Source organism: Novosphingobium sp., from assembly GCF_019748365.1.
Lineage (GTDB): Bacteria > Pseudomonadota > Alphaproteobacteria > Sphingomonadales > Sphingomonadaceae > Novosphingobium.
Window position 1 is genome coordinate 1 of sequence record NZ_JAIEPN010000203.1, and the last position, 15,052, is coordinate 15,052.

General features: G+C 62.9%; 20 protein-coding genes and 1 pseudogene. 9 read left to right on the top strand and 12 right to left on the bottom strand.

The annotated features are described in order from the left end of the window. Window positions 1–338 precede the first annotated feature (338 nt). Together K5Q19_RS21545 and K5Q19_RS21550 are read left to right on the top strand one after the other, a co-directional pair. Complete coding sequence (locus tag K5Q19_RS21545; protein ID WP_292949544.1) at window positions 339–599, top strand: helix-turn-helix transcriptional regulator; 261 nt, start codon at window positions 339–341, stop codon at window positions 597–599. Beyond that, window positions 590–847, top strand: a pseudogene (locus K5Q19_RS21550) (integrase); the annotation flags it as partial. The gene K5Q19_RS21545 and the pseudogene K5Q19_RS21550, both read left to right, overlap by 10 nt. Before the next feature lie 282 nt (window positions 848–1,129). Here the strand turns inward: K5Q19_RS21550 and K5Q19_RS21555 are convergent. After that, entirely contained in the window at window positions 1,130–1,453 is a 324-nt protein-coding gene (locus K5Q19_RS21555; RefSeq protein WP_292949503.1) for an XRE family transcriptional regulator, read from the bottom strand. Beyond that, window positions 1,450–1,812: a type II toxin-antitoxin system RelE/ParE family toxin gene (locus tag K5Q19_RS21560; RefSeq protein ID WP_292949506.1), complete on the bottom strand. Its 363-nt coding sequence runs from the start codon at window positions 1,810–1,812 to the stop codon at window positions 1,450–1,452. Before K5Q19_RS21560 ends, K5Q19_RS21555 begins: the two co-directional genes overlap by 4 nt. 397 nt (window positions 1,813–2,209) lie before the next feature. On the opposite strand from K5Q19_RS21560, the gene K5Q19_RS21565 reads away from it, so the two are divergent. The 3 genes from K5Q19_RS21565 (at window position 2,210) to K5Q19_RS21575 (ending at window position 3,824) form a co-directional block, all read left to right on the top strand. Further along, window positions 2,210–2,842, top strand: coding sequence for a transcription elongation protein SprT (locus K5Q19_RS21565; RefSeq protein WP_292949509.1), 633 nt, complete (start codon window positions 2,210–2,212; stop codon window positions 2,840–2,842). Between the two features lie 65 nt (window positions 2,843–2,907). Then, window positions 2,908–3,543, top strand: a complete 636-nt coding sequence (locus K5Q19_RS21570) for a ParA family protein (protein WP_292949511.1) — start codon at window positions 2,908–2,910, stop codon at window positions 3,541–3,543. Then, entirely contained in the window at window positions 3,543–3,824 is a 282-nt protein-coding gene (locus K5Q19_RS21575; RefSeq protein ID WP_292949513.1) for a ribbon-helix-helix domain-containing protein, read from the top strand. Before K5Q19_RS21570 ends, K5Q19_RS21575 begins: the two co-directional genes overlap by 1 nt. Before the next feature lie 59 nt (window positions 3,825–3,883). Here K5Q19_RS21575 and K5Q19_RS21580 read toward each other — a convergent pair whose 3' ends face one another. After that, window positions 3,884–4,762: a replication initiation protein gene (locus K5Q19_RS21580; RefSeq protein WP_292949515.1), complete on the bottom strand. Its 879-nt coding sequence runs from the start codon at window positions 4,760–4,762 to the stop codon at window positions 3,884–3,886. 950 nt (window positions 4,763–5,712) lie between these two features. On the opposite strand from K5Q19_RS21580, the gene K5Q19_RS21585 reads away from it, so the two are divergent. Both K5Q19_RS21585 and K5Q19_RS21590 read left to right on the top strand, forming a co-directional pair. Continuing rightward, window positions 5,713–5,988: an HU family DNA-binding protein gene (locus K5Q19_RS21585; RefSeq protein ID WP_292949548.1), complete on the top strand. Its 276-nt coding sequence runs from the start codon at window positions 5,713–5,715 to the stop codon at window positions 5,986–5,988. Further along, window positions 5,985–6,485, top strand: a complete 501-nt coding sequence (locus tag K5Q19_RS21590) for a MucR family transcriptional regulator (protein ID WP_292949517.1) — start codon at window positions 5,985–5,987, stop codon at window positions 6,483–6,485. The genes K5Q19_RS21585 and K5Q19_RS21590 overlap by 4 nt, the downstream gene beginning before the upstream one ends. Before the next feature lie 13 nt (window positions 6,486–6,498). Here K5Q19_RS21590 and K5Q19_RS21595 read toward each other — a convergent pair whose 3' ends face one another. The 4 genes from K5Q19_RS21595 to K5Q19_RS21610 form a co-directional block, all read right to left on the bottom strand. Next, on the bottom strand, window positions 6,499–6,729 hold the full coding sequence (locus K5Q19_RS21595) for a hypothetical protein (protein WP_292949519.1): 231 nt from the start codon (window positions 6,727–6,729) through the stop codon (window positions 6,499–6,501). Between the two features lie 281 nt (window positions 6,730–7,010). Beyond that, window positions 7,011–7,301 carry a hypothetical protein gene (locus K5Q19_RS21600; protein ID WP_063690216.1) on the bottom strand — a complete coding sequence of 97 codons (291 nt, stop codon included), beginning with the start codon at window positions 7,299–7,301 and terminating at the stop codon, window positions 7,011–7,013. Continuing rightward, complete coding sequence (locus tag K5Q19_RS21605) at window positions 7,298–7,522, bottom strand: conjugal transfer protein TraD (protein ID WP_292949526.1); 225 nt, start codon at window positions 7,520–7,522, stop codon at window positions 7,298–7,300. Before K5Q19_RS21605 ends, K5Q19_RS21600 begins: the two co-directional genes overlap by 4 nt. A 13-nt stretch (window positions 7,523–7,535) precedes the next feature. Continuing rightward, entirely contained in the window at window positions 7,536–7,868 is a 333-nt protein-coding gene (locus K5Q19_RS21610) for a conjugal transfer protein TraD (RefSeq protein ID WP_292949529.1), read from the bottom strand. A 173-nt stretch (window positions 7,869–8,041) separates the two neighbouring features. Here K5Q19_RS21610 and traA point away from each other — a divergent pair, with 173 nt between their 5' ends. Together traA and K5Q19_RS21620 are read left to right on the top strand one after the other, a co-directional pair. Further along, window positions 8,042–10,975 (top strand): Ti-type conjugative transfer relaxase TraA, encoded by a 2,934-nt coding sequence (traA, locus tag K5Q19_RS21615; RefSeq protein ID WP_292949551.1) that lies wholly within the window; start codon window positions 8,042–8,044, stop codon window positions 10,973–10,975. Between the two features lie 7 nt (window positions 10,976–10,982). Next, window positions 10,983–11,732 carry a DUF6118 family protein gene (locus tag K5Q19_RS21620; protein WP_292949531.1) on the top strand — a complete coding sequence of 250 codons (750 nt, stop codon included), beginning with the start codon at window positions 10,983–10,985 and terminating at the stop codon, window positions 11,730–11,732. Between the two features lie 121 nt (window positions 11,733–11,853). On the opposite strand, the gene K5Q19_RS21625 is transcribed toward K5Q19_RS21620, so the two are convergent. The 5 genes from K5Q19_RS21625 to K5Q19_RS21645 form a co-directional block, all read right to left on the bottom strand. Next, on the bottom strand, window positions 11,854–12,450 hold the full coding sequence (locus K5Q19_RS21625) for a uracil-DNA glycosylase family protein (RefSeq protein WP_292949534.1): 597 nt from the start codon (window positions 12,448–12,450) through the stop codon (window positions 11,854–11,856). Window positions 12,451–12,459: 9 nt separating this feature from the next. Continuing rightward, window positions 12,460–12,885 (bottom strand): c-type cytochrome, encoded by a 426-nt coding sequence (locus K5Q19_RS21630; RefSeq protein ID WP_292949553.1) that lies wholly within the window; start codon window positions 12,883–12,885, stop codon window positions 12,460–12,462. A gap of 1 nt (window position 12,886) precedes the next feature. After that, on the bottom strand, window positions 12,887–13,480 hold the full coding sequence (locus tag K5Q19_RS21635; protein WP_292949536.1) for a ferritin-like domain-containing protein: 594 nt from the start codon (window positions 13,478–13,480) through the stop codon (window positions 12,887–12,889). A gap of 225 nt (window positions 13,481–13,705) precedes the next feature. Continuing rightward, complete coding sequence (locus K5Q19_RS21640) at window positions 13,706–14,281, bottom strand: cytochrome P460 family protein (protein WP_292949538.1); 576 nt, start codon at window positions 14,279–14,281, stop codon at window positions 13,706–13,708. After that, complete coding sequence (locus K5Q19_RS21645; protein WP_292949541.1) at window positions 14,278–14,889, bottom strand: cytochrome P460 family protein; 612 nt, start codon at window positions 14,887–14,889, stop codon at window positions 14,278–14,280. Before K5Q19_RS21645 ends, K5Q19_RS21640 begins: the two co-directional genes overlap by 4 nt. Window positions 14,890–15,052: the final 163 nt, after the last annotated feature.

A 15,052-nucleotide genomic window follows, 5' to 3' on the forward strand; every position in this document is an offset into this window, starting at 1 on the left:
CTCATTTTTACGTTTGTCCTGACTATTTTGGATCGCTCGTCGGCGAAATGTTCGATCGTGATCCTGGATCGGTTAGCTTTGCGGAGACAATTGGGCGCGGCGACGTTCACGCGGCAAATTTGGTCGAGCTTTTGCTGAACGGGCGGGGCGATCCCGATTGGGCCTTGTCGGCCGATTTCTATGTTGATGCCTTGTTGATCCGGCTCGCAACCACATCGACGTGGGCGGGCGAATTTCGGCCATGTCGCCGGCTGATGCTGGCGCCCCACATCGTGTCGCGCGTGCGCGACTTCGTTCATGGCAACATTGGCCAGCGGATCACCTTGCAGGATCTCGCTATGGTGGCAGGGTATAGCCGGTTCCATTTCGTGCGGGCATTCAAGCACAATACGGGGGTGTCGCCCTATGCTTATGTGCTGCGCGAACGTATCGCTGCCGCGCGGGAGCTGTTGGACCATACCGCGTTGCCAATTGCCGAGGTCGCCCAGCGCTGCGGCTTTTCGACGCACGCTCATTTCTCAACCCGGTTCCGCGAAGCGAGCGGCGTGACGCCCGCCGACTACCGCCGCCGCTTAATAAGGAGCAGCGGCGGCGGCTGAGCGATAGCCCCCTGCCCCAGGCTAATGCTTTTCAGATGGAGCGTCGGCGCGCCGTCGCGGCCGAGATCGGGACGGCGATCGGCAACCACTCGTTCCGCGCGACCGGGATCACCGCCTATCTGAAAAACGGCGGGACGCTGGAGCGGGCCGCGACGATGGCCAACCATGCTTCCACGCGCACCACCCAGCTCTATGGCCGCCGTCCCGACGACGTGACGTTGGACGAAGTCGCGCGGGTGCTGATCTAGCTGTATACCTGTATACAAGTTGCCATCGTTGCGCCGCTCGCGGTTGCTATGCAGTGACGACAAACTCGAAACCGTGCTTCTGGACCACACCAAGCAGCCGGCGCGCGGGGCCGCTGGGCTTCATCGTTCCAGCTTCCGACCGCTCGACAGTGCGGGCGCTAATATTGAGGCCGTAAGCGAAAGCCGATCGGCCGACGCGGTTCCTCTCGCGGAGCTGCCTGATCGCGGTCGGTGAAAAGAGTGGCGGCGCAGGCGGTTCATCAGCGACGGCCATCGGCTAACTCAGGCGGCCGAGGCTGTAAAATTACCGATCTCGACCGAACGATCGGAAAAGGTTGCGGTGATGTGCAGCTCGCCACCCATCGCCGCGATCAGGTCGCGCAACGTGCTGACCTTCATGTCGGGACGGCGAACCAACTTCGAGATGGCCGGCTGCTGCACCTCCATCACGCTCGCCAGCTCCTCCTGGCTGATGCCGAGTCCTTCGCGCAACTGTTCCAGGCTGACCAGCTCGTCGGCGAGCTTTGTCTTGTGTGCTTCGTTCCGCGCCAGGCGCGCGGGGCTCCAACCCTTTTTGAGGTCGGAGAACTGGCGATGTCCGCTCATTTCAACAATCCTTCCTGCTTCAGTTCCTTCAGATGCACGTCGTAAAGCCCGTCCGCGACCGGGATCAGCCGTTCATAGAAACGGCCGTCGCCGGTCTTGTCGCCACCGATCAGCAGGATCGCCGAGCGCCGGGGATCGAAAGCGTAGAACACCCGCAGCGGCCGACCCTCGCTCTGGATTCGCAGCTCGCGCATATGCGAGTGCCGCGAATTGTTGATCCCCGACGAGTGGGGGAAGCGCAGTTTTGGACCTTGCTCGATCAAAAGATCGACCGTGAAGTCGATCGCGTCCTGATCGGCCTCGCTCAGATCGCTGAACCATGCTCCAAACTCGTCGGTATTCTCAACGTCCCAGCTCATTGGTCGCTGTATTCCATGCAAGGAATATAAGCGAGATTCCTTTCGAGATCAATAAGAGCGGGCGCGACCCTTCGGGCACGGCTCTATCTCCGCCTGACGGCTCCGACCGAGCCGCCGTGCCGGCGTCTCGGCGCAGTCGCGTGACGATCCTCGCGCGAGGGTGGCTACGCCCCCCACTAGGTGCCGGCGTTGCCGGCGAGTCCCTTGTCCAGTGGGGAAAGGGAGCGCCGCCCCCTCTCCCCAGCAACGGCAATCAGCCGGGCCGTGGCTCGCTGCGCTGCGCCCGCACCACCCCGGCAGATTCCCGTTGCCCCTCTCTCCCCCGCTGTTCGCCACGAGGCAAGGCCGATGGCCGAGGCCATCGCCCCGATGGCGATTTTGAGAAGGGAACGGTGACATGGAGCAGGACAATCGCGAAAGCTGGCTGAACCGGGTGGCGGTTGGCATGGCCCCGTTATTTACGGCGCTGGGACCCCCCCTCCCCGACCGCGTGCGGGTCGCGATCGGCTTCACCAGCGCGGGGCGCAAGGGCAAGGCGATCGGCGAGTGCTGGGATAACCGCCGCAGCGGGGACGGCCATTTTGAAATCTTCATCCGCCCGGACCTCGCGCACGCGCCCGATGCCATGCCCGCGCAGATCGCGGCGATCCTCGCGCACGAGCTGGTCCACGCGGCAGTCGGCATCGCAGCCGGACACGGGAAGCCGTTTAAACGCATCGCGCTGGGCTTGGGGCTAGTAGGGCCGATGCGCGCGACGACGCCAGGCGATGCGTTCCTTGCGGCTATCGCGCCAATCCTTACCGCCGCAGGCCCCCTCCCCCACGCCCGGCTCGATACCGGCGGACAGACCACCGCGCCGAAAAAGCAGGCAGCGCGGATGCTCAAATGCGAGTGTCAGGCTTGCGGCTACACCGTCAGGACCGCACGCAAATGGCTTGAGACGGCTGGCGCGCCGCTATGCCCGATCGAGGGGCATGGGCCGATGCACCATGACCAGCTCGACAATGACAGCGATGGCCCAGAGCCGTGATGCTCCCTTTCCCATCACGCGTATATGCGTATACAAGTATAACTCTATACCCATAGGAGTGTAGCATGAAGGTTCTCGCCATCCTCTCGCAGAAAGGCGGCGTCGGCAAAACGACGCTGGCGACGTGCCTTGCCGTTGCGGCCGAGCAGGCAGGCAAGGAAACCGCGATCATCGACCTGGACCCGCAAGCGACCGCCTCATTCTGGAAAGACGTGCGCCAGCTCGACACGCCCGCCGTCGCTTCGATCCAGCCGGTGCGGCTCGCGGCGATGCTCAAGGCCTGTGCTGACGCCGGCACGGACCTTGTGGTGATCGACGGCGCGGCCGTCGCACGTGATGTTGCCTATGAGGCCGCGCGGCACGCCGACTTCATCCTCGTGCCGACCAAGACGGCGGTGTTCGACACAATGAGCATGACGCACACGCTGGACGTGGTGCGGCAGCTCGATCGCGCCTTCGCCGTCGTGCTGACATTCGTCCCGCCGCAAGGACAGGAGACGGGCGATGCCATGAAAGCGGTCGAGGAGCTGGGCGCGGCGGTTTGTCCAGTGACGATCGGCAACCGCAAGGCGTTCTTTCGCGCGCAGGCCGTAGGCCAAGCAGTGCAGGAGTTTGAGCCGAACGGGCCGGCCGCAGCGGAAATCAACCGGCTATACGAGTATACGGCTATACGTCTATACAATAAGGTGGAGGGGGCATAATGGCGAAGGGCAACACGCTCCAGGCGATGCTCGACCGTGCCAAGGTCGGCGATGACACGCCAGCGACCCCCACTTTGAGCGCCACGCCACCCCCTGCCAAACCCGCGCAGGCCGGGCGGCAGGGGACCAAGTTGATCGGCGGACATTTCGCCCCCGAGGTCAGCACGCAGCTCCGAATCCTTGCGGCAGAGGAGGGGACGACGGTGCAGAATCTATTGGGTGAGGCGCTGGACGACTTGTTCGTAAAGAAGGGAAGGACCCGCGTTGCGCGCGGTGTATAGAAGTATACGAATATACCCCTATACTAACGTCAACGAAAAGTGAGTTTTGGGGTAGCGGCTCACCGTTGCGCGGCCGAAGTGCTGAAATCCACCAGCACGGGCAGTTCGGGAATCCCGCCACGCAACTTGGCGCGTCGCACAATGCTGTGCTGGTCGATCAGGTTCTGTGCGTCGCGCTTGCCGCTGGACGTTTTCGGAAACCAGTGGAGCGCCACCCGTTCGACCTTGCGTCCGTTCTTGATCGGCGTGAAATCGACGTAAAAGGGGCAAAGCTTGTTGATTTCCTCGACGGCGACCTTGAGGCAGTATTTGTTCAGATCGGCAAAGCGTTCGAGTTTGCCATCGGGCACGTTGAGCAGGCCGCGCAGCTCCTCGATCGTAAACTCCTCTTTCTGTTTGTATTCCAGACCGATGCGCCGCTCGATCATCTCATAGAGGCAGAGGGCGTATTTCGACTCGAAGCAATACATTACCTGCGTCTTGAGGCGGGCATAGACCTGACTGTTCCGTAGTATCTCGATCAGCTCTTCCGGTATGCGATAGTGAAGGAAGCCGTCCTTTTCGAGGCTTTCATCGCTGGGGCCGAGGAGCTGGACGCGGCGCTTGTAGCTCTTGCCGTCCTTGCGGATCGTGACGATCGCGATGGTACCCATGAGACGCAGCAGCGAGCTTTCCACGCGCTCGTTGCCTTGGTGCGTCCCTTTCAGCCCCGACTTTGCAATGCGGTGGATGATCGGCTCGCCAATGCGCTCCCAGGCGTTGGCGATGAGCAGGTTGTAGATACGGCGATCGGCGAGGGTGAGGGGGCTTAGCTCGACAATATCGACCAGCTCGCCAGGCTTGACAATTTCGCCGTAATTGGCGGGATCAAAAGGATTCCCACGCCCCTTTTGGGCCAGCGTGCGGAACGTCATATCGACCACGGCAGGTTGCGACATAGGCTTGGCCAACGGTGAGCAAGAGGAACTTACCGACTCACCTTAACTACGAAAAGTGAGCTAGGCAAATGTTCCGGCTCCCCGATGGAACAGCGAGACGGCTACCCCAAAACTCACCGTCACTCCCAATCCGGTCGATCAGCTACCCCGAAGCTCACCAGACCCAGCCCGATCACTCACCTTTACCGACCCCAAAGCTCACCGGAACCTACCCCGAAACTCACGCGAATCGACCCCAATCCTCACCGTTGGAGCCAGTTTTCCGCAGAAATACAGGGCTTTCGCGCCCCTGAATCTTGAATCAGAAGAATTATAGAATCTGAACCACGAGAAGTGAGTTTTGGGGTAGCTCAGCCTGTGGATAATCGACGACGGAAAAGGTCCAATGGAATCGGCCTATGGCCGATGCGCTTTCGTTTAGTGCCGCCTTCGGCGTCACAGAAGCGGCGCAAGCGCCGCAGCGCTTAGCGGGAAGAAGAAGGCGAGGTCGGGACGGTATTGTGCCTCAGTGCCGCTCAGGAGCGCGGTGAGGGCAGGGAAGAGGCCTTGGACACAAACCGACGCGCCTGACGCAGCGAACCTCGCCAGCGGCGCTTAAATCAGCTATGCCCGTGCTGCTTCAATATTGCTCAATCCGGGTCCGCTGCGGCTGTGAACCGTAGCGAACCCACCCTTTAGGCGGTGAGACGCTACCCTAAAGCTCACTTTTCGCGCGGCGGGCGGCGGTGTATGCATTCGTGCTTTCGCGGATCAACTCACGCCCGGTCGAACAACCCGGCGAACTCGCGCTGGTCAAAGTAACCGGTTTTTTCGGTCAACAACGGGTGGGCAACGCGCTCACGGTGACCGACCCGACTGCATGTTGCCTGCACTGGGTGAATATTGGGATGTACGGTTGCGCCGGCGGTGGGAACGGGTATTCCGGCATTTCGATCATGGGGAGAAATTTGATGAAGCTGGACGATCTGGTGAAAGGCGTCGCCGAGGCAAGTGATCTTAGCGCAATCAAGGCGCGGGCGCTCATCGATCGGGTATTCGGTGACATCGGCGATGCGGTTGCGCGGGGTGAGGAAGTGTCACTGCCGGGATTTGGCAAGTTCGCCAGCAAGGCCAAAGAGGCCCGGACAGGTCGCAATCCCCGGACCGGCGAAGCCATGGACATCGCCGCATCAACCAAGGCCGTTTTCACACCAGCGAAGGCGTTCAAGGACAAGCTTTCCAAGTGACGACAGAAATAGAGACCGGCCCTGTCGCAATCGAACTTGCTACCGCGCTGACGATCGCGTGGCTCGGCAATCCCAACACGCGCGCCGCGGCCGAGGACGTGCCGGTATTTCTCAGCCGGATGCACGCCAGCATCGCAGGGTTGATCGATCAACCGAACATGTCGACTGCTGAGGAATCGCCGCTGGAGGAGTTCGCGCCGGCGGTGACGGTACGTAAATCGCTTGCGTCGAAGGATCACATTCTCTCTTTGATCGACGGCAAGCCGTACAAGACACTACGGCGCCATTTGAGCCGTCATGGGCTCACGCCCGAGCAGTATCGGGATCGCTACAACCTCAAGGCTGATTATCCGATGGTCGCCGAGAGTTATTCGGAAACGCGGCGCGCCATGGCGAAAAAAATCGGCTTGGGGCGCAAGCCCGGTCCACGAGTAACGGCGCAGGAGGCGAGCCCGTCCAAGCGGCGCAAATTGAAGCTGCCGCCGATTGCCGAATAAACGGGCACCGTCGTCACTCGTGCTGCAGCACAGATCCACACATGGCGATATGGGCGGCACGCAGAGCAAGTAGTTTTTCGGTATCGGTCGGTGCAAGACGACCCCAGCGGAACGCCGAACGGTTGGCGGCGCCGTCCGACCAGATTCGCCGCGCAACACAGAACAGCTCCTGCACGCTCGGCCGCCGATCGGTCGCCACGCAATCGATCACCGCATCCTCGAACATTGGATTTATCGAGCGCATCAGTTGATCCTCCTAGCCCTTGCCTACGCTATTTTAATGACGTGACGATGGCGGCTGTCAGGATCATGCAGCCAACGGCCAGTTTAACGGGCGTTACCCGCCGATGAGCGGCCCCGTCATCAGCGCGCCTGTAACGCGAAGTCCACTCGCACCGTCACGATGCTGGCATTCGTTCCGGCCATCACCGGAGGAGCCGCTGACTGGACCACTGGCGGCGGCGCGACCAGGGGTGCAGCCTACAAGGACGGCCAGGCTGGCAACGATCAAAGGCTTGGCGGCGGTCATGCTGTTTTCCACTCCGGCATTGGCGTGATCGGCAAGGATCGATCGGCGTCGGGATGATCGAGCAGCCGGAGCAGGATTTGCGACACGAGGGGAGGGGACACCCCTTCACCCAGCAGCATGTCGAAAAACGCATCGTCGTTGGGCGTCGGGATCATGTCCTCGATCACGAGGTTGGCGCGAGACTCCGCCATGTCCTCGCGCCACATGGCGATTTCAGCGGGCGATCCGTGCACAAAATCCATCGCGCGGACTTGGGCGCGCACCGCCTCGATATCGAAATCGCTCATTGCGCTTCGCTCCCTTCGCCTTCCGCGTCGAACGCGCGCTTGCCGCGCCGTTTCCACAGCGCCAGCACATCGTCGGCATCATCGCCACGCGCACGTCCCGCCAGATCGAGCAGCGCGCCATAAAGGGTGGCGCGATCGTCGTCGGTCAGCTCGACCAAGCCGGCTTTCTGGACAAGGCCGCCCAGCTCGATCAGGTGACGGGTTCGCTCGCGGCGTTGCACGGCCCAAGCCCTGCTATCCGTTCGGCGTTCCGCTGCTTGCGCCCGCAGCGTCGCCGCTCGGTTGACCTTGAGCAGTCGATCCGTCGATTGGAGCAACGCCGCCGCCTTTTTTCCCGCGCCGTTGAAAGAAGGCAGCGCCATCCTTGCGCCAGGCCTCCCGTGTCGTTTCCAGTTTCGCTTCAAGGATGCCTTGGCGCAGGATACCGGCGAGCACTTCGAGATCGAGCGCATCGGCACCGGTCGCAACAACCAGTTCGCCTAGTTGTTCGACCCGTTTTGCCTTGAGAGCGCGTGCCTTGTCGCCCAGCGCCTTCAGCTCGCTGTCATAGTCGCGTGGTTTTCGCATCGCCTTCGCCCTTTTCGCGTATGGTCAGCACCACACTAGCGCCATCAACGGTGGCGGTAAAATCGGATTATCGTAAAAGCCACACAGTCAGTCACGAGAAGCGCAGCAAATTGTGAGTGCGCGCTTATACGCCGTTGCACGACGTCGCTTGCAGTGGCAGAAGAACGGGCGTCATGGCGATCTATCACTTCTCCGCCAAGGTCATCAGCCGCTCGACAGGCGCGAGCGCCGTCGCGAGTGCCGCCTATCGGTCGGCGTCCGAGCTGCATGACGACCGGCTGAATCGTAATCACGACTTCAGCAACAAGGCGGGCGTGATCCACTCCAAGGTGATGTTGCCGCAGGGCGCGCCGGAGCGTTTAAACGACCGCGCGACCTTGTGGAACGAGATCGAGGCCCGGGAGCCGCAGAAGAATAGCCAGCTTGCCCGTGAGGTGGAGTTCTCGATTCCGCGCGAGATGAACGAGAAACAGGGCGTCGCGCTCGCGCAGGACTTCGTGAAGAAGCAGTTTGTCGATCGCGGTATGGTGGCGGACCTGAACGTGCATTGGGACAAGGCGAAGGATGGCAGCCCCAAGCCCCACGCGCACGTCATGCTGGCGACGCGCGACGTGGAGCCGGAGGGCTTTGGTAAGAAGAACCGCGACTGGAACGACCGGGCACTTTTGAAGGACTGGCGCGAGGCATGGGCGGCGCACGTCAACGAGCGCATGGCCGAGCTAGGGCTTGAGGGCCGGATCGACCATCGCTCTTACGAGGCGCAGGGGATCGAGCTGGAGCCGCAGCACAAGATAGGCCCGGCCGCATCACGTCGTCCGGAGCAGGGCCTTGAGGCGGAGCGGATCGAGGATCACGCGCGCATCGCTCGCGAGAACGGCGAGAAGATCATCGCCAATCCCAATGTCGCGCTGGACGCCATCACCCGGCAGCAGGCCACGTTCACTACCCGCGACCTTGCGACGTTCGCGTTCCGCCACAGCGACGGCAAGGATCAGTTTGACCAGGTGATGGGGGCGGTGCGCGCGTCGCCCGAGCTGGTCGCGCTGGGCAAGGACGGGCGCGACCAGGAGCGGTTCACGTCCCGCGACATGATCGCTGTGGAGAACCGGCTTGAGCGCGCGGGCGACGAGCTGGCGATGAGAGGGGAGCACGGTCTCCCGGCAGCGGCGATCAGGGGGGCTGTCGCCACTGCCGGGAGTAAAGGACTCGTGCTCGGGGAAGAACAGCGGGCCGCACTGGAGCATATAACGGGATCGGGTGGCATTGCCAATGTGATTGGCTATGCCGGTACCGGCAAATCCGCCATGCTTGGCGTCGCGCGGGAGGCGTGGGAGGGTCAGGGCTACACGGTGCGCGGCGCGGCCTTGTCTGGCATCGCGGCCGAGAACCTTGAGGGCGGATCGGGAATCCAGTCCCGCACCATCGCCAGCCTTGAACACGCGTGGGGGCAGGGGCGCGAGCAGCTAGGCCCCAAGGACGTGCTGGTGGTGGACGAGGCTGGCATGATCGGCTCGCGTACACTGGAGCGCGTGCTGTCCGCAGCGCGCGACGCGGGCGCGAAGGTCGTCATGGTAGGCGACCCCGAACAGTTGCAGGCGATCGAGGCGGGCGCGGCGTTCCGCAGCATCACCGAACGCCACGGCGCGGCCGAGATCACCGGGATTCGCCGGCAGCGCGAGGACTGGCAGCGCGACGCCACGCGCGCGCTGGCGACGGGGCGCACCGGCGAGGCGATCCATGCCTATGACGGGCGCGGCATGGTCCATGCGGCCGATACCCGCGAGCAGGCGCGGGGCGAGCTGGTCGACGGGTGGGATCGTGCGCGCCAGGCTGACCCGGACAAATCCCGCATCATCCTTACCCACACTAACGCCGAGGTGCAGAGCCTCAATGGCGAGGCGCGAGACCGGTTACGGGCATCCGGCGATCTTGGCGATGACGTGACCGTGAAGGCCGAGCGGGGCGACCGGCAGTTCGCGACCGGTGACCGCATCATGTTCCTGCGCAACGAGCGCGGCATGGGGGTTAAGAACGGCACGCTTGCCACGATCGAGCGGGTATCGCCCGAGGGGATGGCGGTGCGCCTCGATGACGGGCGCGGCGTCGCGTTCGACACGAAGGATTACGCCCATGTCGATTATGGCTATGCGGCGACGTTCCACAAATCGCAGGGCGTGACGGTCGATCGGGCGCACGTCCTCGCTACCCCCGGCATGGACCGGCACAGCGCCTATGTCGGCATGTCGCGGCACCGCGATGACATGCAGCTTCACTATGGCCGCGACGACTTTACCGATCAGCGCCAGCTTGTCCGCGCCCTGTCGCGCGAGCGCGGCAAGGACATGGCGGGCGATTACGCCCGGCCCGAGCAGGATCAGGCGCGGGCGTTCGCCGATCGGCGCGAGATTTGGGGCGAGATCCGGTTCCCGGAACTCGCGCGCCAGGTAGTCGAGAAGGTCCGCGACAAGGCCAGGGGCATGTTCGACGGGTTCCGGCCGAAGCCTTCTCCGGAAACATCCATTTCGGATGCAAAGGCGAAAAGCGAGCCGGTGATTGGCGGAAAAGGCGATCAGACGCGCGCGATCGAGCGCTATGCGCGTGTCGCGGCTGATATTGGTCGGATGCGCGACAAGGGTCTGCCGGTGCTCCCGCATCAGGAAACCGCGCTGCGCAAGGCTGGCGAGACGCTGGACGCCACCCGACCCCATGCCGCGCGCGACCTTGCATCGGCGATAAGGCGCGACCCCAGGCTGATTGAGCAGGCGGCGGGCGGCAGCACCAGCGGGGCGGCCCGCGCGATGGCCGAGGAGCAGCGCGTGCGGCTCGATCCGGAATTTCGCGCCGAGCGGTTCGTGGCGGGCTGGCGGACGATGCAACAGGCCCACGCCGAAATGGTAAGCACCGGTGACCAGGCTGGTGCTCAAAAATTAGGCAAGCGCATGGAGAACATCGCGGGCGGGCTGCACCGCGACCCACAGCTCGAATCTGTGTTGCGCGCCCGCGCGCCCGAGCTGGCGTTGAGCATCGAGCGGGGCCGGTCGATCGGGCAGGAGCTAGGGCAGTCGATCGCGTCCGGCCGCGACCGTGATCGCGGCATGAGCCGATAGGATGAACATGGATACTTCGACAGGCTCAGCACAGGCTGATAATCAGGAAGGCGACGACCCCGCAGAGGCGTTCGATCGGTTGCGTGCTGTCATAGAAGGTCAGGACCGCGAGCTGGCATTGCTACGCCGTGCCGTGGAGGGCTTGGCGGCCGAGCGCGGTGCGATCGACGTGCCGGATTACAGCGAGACATTGGGCCATCTGCAGCAGGGCGTGAACACGGCGGCCGAGAACATCGGGCGTATCGGCCAATTCCTGAAAGCGGCTCCGGCGCTGGCGATGACGCCCGAGCAGATGGCGCAGCGGATCGCGGCAGCGGGCAGCGCCGCGCGGCGCGAGGATCAGGCTGCGCTCGCCAAGGCTGGCGAGGACAAGGCCCGCATCATGGCCGACCTTCGCGCCATCGCCGGGTCCGCATGGACGCGGGCCGACCAGAGAAACCGGCAGCTATGGTTTGGACTGGGCGGGGTGGCGGCTGGCATCCTCGCATGGGCGATCGTGCCGGGCCTGGTCGCGCGCGAGATCGCGCCGGCGAGCTGGCAATGGCCCGAACGCATGGCGGCGCGGACGCTCGACCTGCCCCGTTGGGAAGCAGGGCAGCGCATGATGCAGAGCGCCAGCCCGACCGCGTTCCGCGCGATCGTCGGGGCCGACCAGATCGTGACGGCCAACCGCGAAGCGATCGAGGGTTGCAGCAAGGCCGCTGCCCGATCGCGCGACACGGTGAAATGCACGATTCGGGTTGCGCCAACGCCTTAGGAGGGGGTTGGCGGTTGATATTGTGCGCGTCAAATGCCAACCGCGAAGCGATCGAAGGGTGCAGCAAGGCCGCAGCCCGAAAGCTTGAGACGGTGCGAAGGGGACCGAGCAACGTGTCATCTTAATTTGGAAACTGAGCCTGCGCGCGAACTTCGTGCTTAAGCGCGGGAAGTAGGTCGGCCTCGAACCAGGGGTTGCGTTTCATCCATCCGACACTGCGCCATGATGGGTGTGGTAATGGAAAATAGCTGGGAAGGTGAGTCTGAAAGTCTGCAACACGTTCGGTGAGCGATTGCCTTTTTGTTAACGGCAGATAACGCGCTTGGGCATAGCTGCCGACAAGCAAAGTCAGGCGGCGGATTGGCAATACGGCCATCACCTCGTCATGCCATGTTGGCGCGCATTCGGGTCGCGGCGGCAGATCGCCACTGGGACCGGTGCCCGGATAGCAAAAGCCCATCGGCACCAGCGCAACCCGCGCGGCATCGTAGAAAATATCTGGTTTCAGCCCCGTCCAGTCGCGTAGCCGCTCGCCGCTCGCATCGTCCCAGGGGCTACCGCTTTCATGGACGCGCGTCCCCGGCGCCTGGCCGATAATGACGATTGATGCGGTTGCGCTGAACTGGACAATCGGGCGTGGCCCCGCGGCTAGATGCGCCGCGCAAAGGGTGCACGCGCGGATCTCGGTCAGAAGCGCTGCCGCTTGCTCGATCGCCATGCCGCCTCGCTATTTGGCTTTTCTGGCGGGCGCGGACGACGCGTTAGCGACCAGATACGCAACAATGTCGGCCCGCTGGTCCGCGTCGGGTATAGTCAGAAACATTTTTGAGCCCGGTGCCAGCTTTTGTGGTCCTTGCAACCACTTGTCCAGCAGCGCCGCGGTCCAAACGCCGGGAAGCTTCTTGATTGCGAGCGAATAGGCAAAGCCCGGTGCCGTCGCGATGCGGCGACCAACCACGCCGCGATGCGCGGGGCCGATCCGGTTGGCATCAAGTGAATGACAGCCACCACATTTCGCCTGGTAGAGCGCCTGCCCAGTGACGGGATTTCCCGCCGCCTGCGCAGGCGCGTGGGCGGGGCCGAACGCCAGTGCGATCCCGGCCAGAACCGCGCCAATGGCGGTCCTGGCCTTGTTTTGCCTCAGGTTTGTCATATCAGCCAAACAGATACGCAGCTTTTTGGATCGTCCCGCCCGCCGCATTGTTGAGGATTGCCCAATGAACGGCCTCGTCGGTGCCTAGCTGACCAAAAAGGTGCGCCAGCTGGTGGTCCTTAATGGCGGCGAGCTGGCCGACATAGGCGTTTGTCGCGCCCTGCTCCAGGCCGGCCGCGAACTTGATGACATCGCCCTCGGATTTGAGCGATGCGATGTTCAGTTCCTTGATGTATTCGTCATCGGTCTTGGGCTCGACTGGCTTGCCGCCAGCAGCGGCGATCAGCTTGGCGAGCGAATCGCGGTGCCCCTGATGGTGGCCGAGGAACACCAGCGCCACGTCGAGCACGCCCTTGCTGAGCAGCCCGCTGCCGCCGGCAATCCGGTAAGCGGCAATGCCTTCATGCTCGAGTGCAAGCGCGCCCTGCATCACGCTGACGTCGGAACTCATTGTGGTGGATTTTTTGGTCGTTTTTCCCGCCCCGGCGAGCAGCGGCGTTGCGATACCTGCCATGCCGATACCCGCCGCAACGACTCCGGCGGATCGGAACAAGGCGCGGCGGGTTTGCGGATTGGTGTCAATCAAATCGGTCATGATGTTCTCCTGCGTTCTGGTCGTGCATTCATCCAGCGATCTTCACCGCCGCCGGTCTTCGTGCTTCTTCGGGCAAGAAATCTATGTCCCTGATGAGACATATCCTTGCGCATCGGGATGTCGCCGCTCAATCCAAGCTGGCCAGGTTGGGGCAGCCGGCATCATGGTCGGGACGGTAAGCGACGTTTATTACTGCGCGGCGATCAACCGGGGTCACCGCGCACGCTATTTCTTCAAAACCGGATAGCCTTCGACATAAGTCCAGTCGGTCGCCTTGGCGGGAAGGTGGCAGGTCAGGCAGTCGGTCTTATAGTCAGTCGATGTCGTCTTGGTCGGCTTGTCCGCGTCAAACCATGCCCAGCCCCAGCCATCGCCCCACAGCTTGTTGCCGGGATGGCTGTTCTTGCTGTCTTTGACCATCACGAACCAGCCCATGAGCGTATCGGCGCGGCTGACGACTCCCGTCGTCATGGGCCCGGTCTTGGCCGTGAATACTTCTTTCACCAACGTTGTGCCGTCCGGGAAATGGCCGGTGGCACGGTGTGCGGTGGCGGCGCCAGGTGAGGCATAAACGATGTGAAGCTGCTGCGATCCCGCTGTTGCCTCCGCCGCGACGGCCCAAGTGCCGAGATACTGATAGCTGTCGCGATAGTTGCCCGGCACATGCAGGTTGCCTTTTGCATTCGCGCCGCCATCGGCCACGATCGCCTTCGACGCGGGCACGCAAGCCGCGACCGACAGGCCAAGGATCAGCCCGCAAAGGCCGATCATCGCCCAGCGAAGCTGTCGAACGCCGGTCAAAGGTCGAGCCGCGGATAGAATTGCGTCCAGACCATATCCTTTTTGGCATTGGCCGTATGGCAATCGGCGCAGTCGGCGGCGGCCTTCAGTTTGCCCGTCGCTGCCTTGGGCTCGCTATGGTTGAAGTTGAAATAGCCCCAGCCATGCGTTGCCGCAAAGCGCTTGCTGTCCTTGACCGAGACGTCCGCGCCGTTGAGCGCGCCGGGAAAGAAGCCGCGCCCAGAAGCTTCATCGCGCGATCCGTCCGGATGCTGCTGCGGCAAGGTAAGCTGCAACTCCTTGAACAGGATCGTCCCCTCAGGGAATGTGCCCGTCTTCTTGTAGATATCGTAGGAACCCGGCTCGATATAGACGTTATGGAATTCGGGGAAATTGGCCTTGCCGTTGTTCAGCGCGTTGGGCGTCAACGGCGAGCCGACATAGACCCATTTCTCGAAATTCTTGGGCAGCACCAGATCGCCTGAGGCCGTAAATTCGGGCAGATAGCGGCCAGCCGGAGCTGCCGAGGCCGCCTCGATCACCGAACTGGACGTTGTGCTGTCTGGCTTGGAACAGCCCGCAAGGACGATCGCCACTGTTGACAGGGCGATGAATGGCGTCACGCGCATTTGGTTCTCTCCCCGGCGTCTACTGGTGACAGTGCGCCGCGCGAACCATCCGCCTGATCGACCTGGTGGACAACGCTTCAGCGGGCATTTGGGGTCAGGACATAGAACGGGCACAGATATACGCTAAGCGTCTCTGCGCGCACTTATGGGTCGACTCTATGCG

Coding starts and splice junctions, on each gene's coding strand:
- K5Q19_RS21630 (WP_292949553.1), bottom strand. CDS start 12,885: ATGACAAACCTGAGGCAAAACAAGGCCAGGACCGCCATTGGCGCGGTT.
- K5Q19_RS21635 (WP_292949536.1), bottom strand. CDS start 13,480: ATGACCGATTTGATTGACACCAATCCGCAAACCCGCCGCGCCTTGTTC.
- K5Q19_RS21625 (WP_292949534.1), bottom strand. CDS start 12,450: ATGGCGATCGAGCAAGCGGCAGCGCTTCTGACCGAGATCCGCGCGTGC.
- K5Q19_RS21560 (WP_292949506.1), bottom strand. CDS start 1,812: ATGAGCTGGGACGTTGAGAATACCGACGAGTTTGGAGCATGGTTCAGC.
- K5Q19_RS21585 (WP_292949548.1), top strand. CDS start 5,713: ATGAAGCTGGACGATCTGGTGAAAGGCGTCGCCGAGGCAAGTGATCTT.
- K5Q19_RS21570 (WP_292949511.1), top strand. CDS start 2,908: ATGAAGGTTCTCGCCATCCTCTCGCAGAAAGGCGGCGTCGGCAAAACG.
- K5Q19_RS21645 (WP_292949541.1), bottom strand. CDS start 14,889: ATGCGCGTGACGCCATTCATCGCCCTGTCAACAGTGGCGATCGTCCTT.
- K5Q19_RS21575 (WP_292949513.1), top strand. CDS start 3,543: ATGGCGAAGGGCAACACGCTCCAGGCGATGCTCGACCGTGCCAAGGTC.
- K5Q19_RS21610 (WP_292949529.1), bottom strand. CDS start 7,868: ATGCGAAAACCACGCGACTATGACAGCGAGCTGAAGGCGCTGGGCGAC.
- K5Q19_RS21555 (WP_292949503.1), bottom strand. CDS start 1,453: ATGAGCGGACATCGCCAGTTCTCCGACCTCAAAAAGGGTTGGAGCCCC.
- K5Q19_RS21580 (WP_292949515.1), bottom strand. CDS start 4,762: ATGTCGCAACCTGCCGTGGTCGATATGACGTTCCGCACGCTGGCCCAA.
- K5Q19_RS21620 (WP_292949531.1), top strand. CDS start 10,983: ATGGATACTTCGACAGGCTCAGCACAGGCTGATAATCAGGAAGGCGAC.
- traA (WP_292949551.1), top strand. CDS start 8,042: ATGGCGATCTATCACTTCTCCGCCAAGGTCATCAGCCGCTCGACAGGC.
- K5Q19_RS21600 (WP_063690216.1), bottom strand. CDS start 7,301: ATGAGCGATTTCGATATCGAGGCGGTGCGCGCCCAAGTCCGCGCGATG.
- K5Q19_RS21595 (WP_292949519.1), bottom strand. CDS start 6,729: ATGCGCTCGATAAATCCAATGTTCGAGGATGCGGTGATCGATTGCGTG.
- K5Q19_RS21565 (WP_292949509.1), top strand. CDS start 2,210: ATGGAGCAGGACAATCGCGAAAGCTGGCTGAACCGGGTGGCGGTTGGC.
- K5Q19_RS21545 (WP_292949544.1), top strand. CDS start 339: ATGGTGGCAGGGTATAGCCGGTTCCATTTCGTGCGGGCATTCAAGCAC.